This is a genomic window from Kitasatospora sp. NPDC059462 (assembly GCF_042749955.1).
In the GTDB taxonomy this organism is placed as follows: Bacteria; Actinomycetota; Actinomycetes; order Streptomycetales; family Streptomycetaceae; genus Kitasatospora.
Genome location: NZ_JBHYUU010000355.1, coordinates 1 through 3,160 on the forward strand (window position 1 = coordinate 1; position 3,160 = coordinate 3,160).

Here is a 3,160-nt window from a genome sequence, read left to right on the forward strand (position 1 = left end):
CCCTGGCGAACGCCGGGTTGTCGGCGGCGGACGTGGACGTGGTGGAGGCGCACGGGACCGGTACGACGCTGGGTGACCCGATCGAGGCGCAGGCGTTGCTGGCCACCTACGGGCAGGACCGTGAACGGCCGCTGTGGCTCGGCTCGTTGAAGTCGAACATCGGTCACACTCAGGCTGCGGCGGGTGTCGCGGGTGTGATCAAGATGGTGATGGCGATGCGGCACGGTGTGCTGCCGCGCACCCTGCACGTGGACGAGCCCTCGCCGCACGTGGACTGGTCGGCGGGCGCGGTGGAACTGCTGGCGGAGCCGGTCGAGTGGTCCGTGGGCGACCGCCCGCGCCGGGCAGGTGTCTCCTCGTTCGGTGTCAGCGGCACCAACGCGCACGTCGTGCTGGAGCAGGCCCCGGCGGCGGTCACCGACGAGAGCCCGCAGGAGGCGCCGACGTCGGACGTCGCCGTCGCCTGGCCACTGTCGGCGAAGGACCCGGCCGCGCTGCGGGGCCAGGCGGAGCGCCTGCTCACGCATCTCGCGGAGCGACCGGAGCTCGGCGTCGTCGAGGTCGGCCGGTCGCTGGCGACCTCGCGCGCCGCACTGGCGCACCGCGCCGTGGTGGTGGGCCGGGACCGGGAGGAACTGCTCCAGGGCCTGTCCGCGATGGCCGAGGACCGGCGGCGGCCGTCCGCCGGCCTGGTGACCGGTGAGGCGGGTTCCGCGGCCGGCCGGCTCGCGTTCCTGTTCTCGGGGCAGGGGAGTCAGCGGGTGGGGATGGGGCGTGAGCTGTACGCGTCGTTCCCGGTGTTCGCGGAGGCGTTCGACGAGGTCTGCGCCGCCGTGGACGTTCACCTCGAACGGCCGTTGCGGGACGTGGTGTTCGGCGAGGACGCGGAGCTGCTGGCGCGCACGGAGTTCACCCAGCCGGCGCTGTTCGCGATCGAGGTGGCGCTGTTCCGGCTGGTGGAGTCGTGGGGGGTGCGGGCGGACTTCCTGGCCGGGCACTCGATCGGTGAGCTGGCCGCCGCGCACGTCGCGGGCGTGTTCTCGCTGGCCGACGCCGCCGAACTGGTGGTGGCCCGTGGCCGGTTGATGCAGGAGCTGCCGTCCGGTGGGGCCATGGTCGCGGTTCAGGCCTCGGAGGGCGAGGTCGCGCCGCTGCTGGCCGGCCGTGAAGAGAGCGTGGGTATCGCGGCGGTCAACGGCCCCTCCTCGGTGGTGCTTTCGGGCGACGAGTACGCCGTCACGGAGGTGGTCGCACTTCTGGAGGGTCGCCGGACGAAGCGGCTCACGGTCTCGCACGCGTTCCACTCGCCGTTGATGGAGCCGATGCTCGCGGGCTTCCGGGAGGTCGTGGAGCGCGTCACCTTCGGCGCGGCCACCCTGCCGGTCGTCTCCACCCTCACCGGACAGCTCCTCACCTTCGAGGAGTTGGCCGACCCCGACTACTGGGTGCGCCACGTCCGCCACGCGGTCCGGTTCGCCGACGCCGTCGAGACGCTGGCGGCGCAGGGGGTGACGGCGTTCCTGGAGGTCGGGCCCGGCGGTCTGACCCCGATGGTCCAGGAGACCCTGCCCGACACCGCCGCCGTTCCCGCCCTTCGCGCCGACCGCACCGAATCCGCGGCCTTCACCACCGCCCTCGCCCAGCTGCACACCCGGGGCGTCGCCCTCGACTGGGACGCGGTCTTCCCCGGCCCGGGCGCTCACCGGGTCGACCTGCCCACCTACGCCTTCCAGCGTCGGCACTACTGGCTGGAGGCGCCCGCGATCGCCGGGGACGTGGCCTCCGTCGGCCTGGCCTCCGCCGAGCACGCCCTGCTGGGTGCGGCCGTGAGCCTGCCCGACGGCGGCGTCCTGCTGACCGGGCGGCTGTCGCTCCCCACCCACCCCTGGCTGGCGGACCACGCGGTCTCCGGTGCGACCCTGCTGCCCGGTACGGCCTTCCTCGACATGGCGGTCCGGGCCGGTGACGAAGCCGGGTACGACCGGGTGGACGAACTGACCCTCTCCGCGCCGCTGGTGCTCCCCGCCCGGAACGCGGTGCAGATACGGGTGACCGTCGCGGCGGCCGACGGGACCGGGCGGCGCGCGGTGGAGATCCACTCGCGCCCCGAGGACGGAGCGGCCACGGACGCCCCGTGGACGTGCCACGCCATCGGCGTCCTCACGCAGGCCGGGGACACGGCCTCGCCGGACACCGCCGACGCGGCCGTCTGGCCGCCCGCCGGTGCGACGGCGGTGGACATCGACGGCTGCTACGAGCGGCTGGCGGAGGCCGGCTTCGGTTACGGCCCGGTGTTCCGGGGCCTGCGGGCCGTGTGGCGGCACGGGGCGGAGCTCCTGGCCGAGGTCGCCCTGCCCGAGGACGTCCCGGTGGCCGGCTTCGCCCTTCACCCGGCCCTGCTCGACTCCGCCCTGCACGCGATGGGGGTGGGCGGATTCCTGGCCGACGGCCACGAGGGGCGGCTGCCGTTCTCGTGGAGCGGGGTGCGGGTGTCCGCCACGGGTGCGACCGCGTTGCGGGTCCGGCTGGCCCCGGCGGCCGGCTCCGGGGCAGGAGCGGACACCGTGTCGCTGGCGATCGCGGACGGCGAAGGCCGCCCGGTGGCGTCGGTGGACACGCTGGCCCTGCGGTCGGTGACGGGCGAGCAGCTCGCGGCGGCCCGGTCCACCGAGGCGGGTTCGCTGCTCCGGGTGGAGTGGGTGCCGGGGGTGGTGTCGGCCGGTGCGGTGGAGGTGGAGGTCCGTGAGGGTGTGGCGGATCTCGGGCGTGAGGGTGCGGTGGTGCCGGGGGTGGTGGCGGTGGTGTGCCCGTCGTCGGGGTCCGGTGCCGGGGGTGTGCGTGGGGTTGTGGGTGGTGTGCTGGAGCTGGTGCGGGACTGGGTGGTGGAGGAGCGGTTCGGTGGTTCGCGGTTGGTGGTGGTGACGCGTGGTGGTGTTGCGGTGGGTGCGGACGAGGGTGCTGGGGTGGAGGTCGGTCAGGCGGCGGTGTGGGGTCTGGTGCGGTCGGCGCAGTCGGAGCATCCGGGTCGGTTGGTGCTGGTGGATGTGGAGCCGGCGGTGGGGGACGTCGGGGCGGCGGTGTCGGTGGCGGTGGCGTCGGGGGAGCCGCAGGTGGCGGTGCGTGGCGGTCGGGTGCTGGTGCCGCGTCTGGCGCGGGTGGC

Annotated in this window: 1 protein-coding gene; it reads left to right on the forward strand. The window is 74.8% G+C overall.

The features are described 5' to 3' along the window. Positions 1–3,160 (forward strand): type I polyketide synthase (locus ACFXAM_RS38320; protein ID WP_380298525.1); only part of this gene is annotated, 3,160 nt, incomplete at both ends.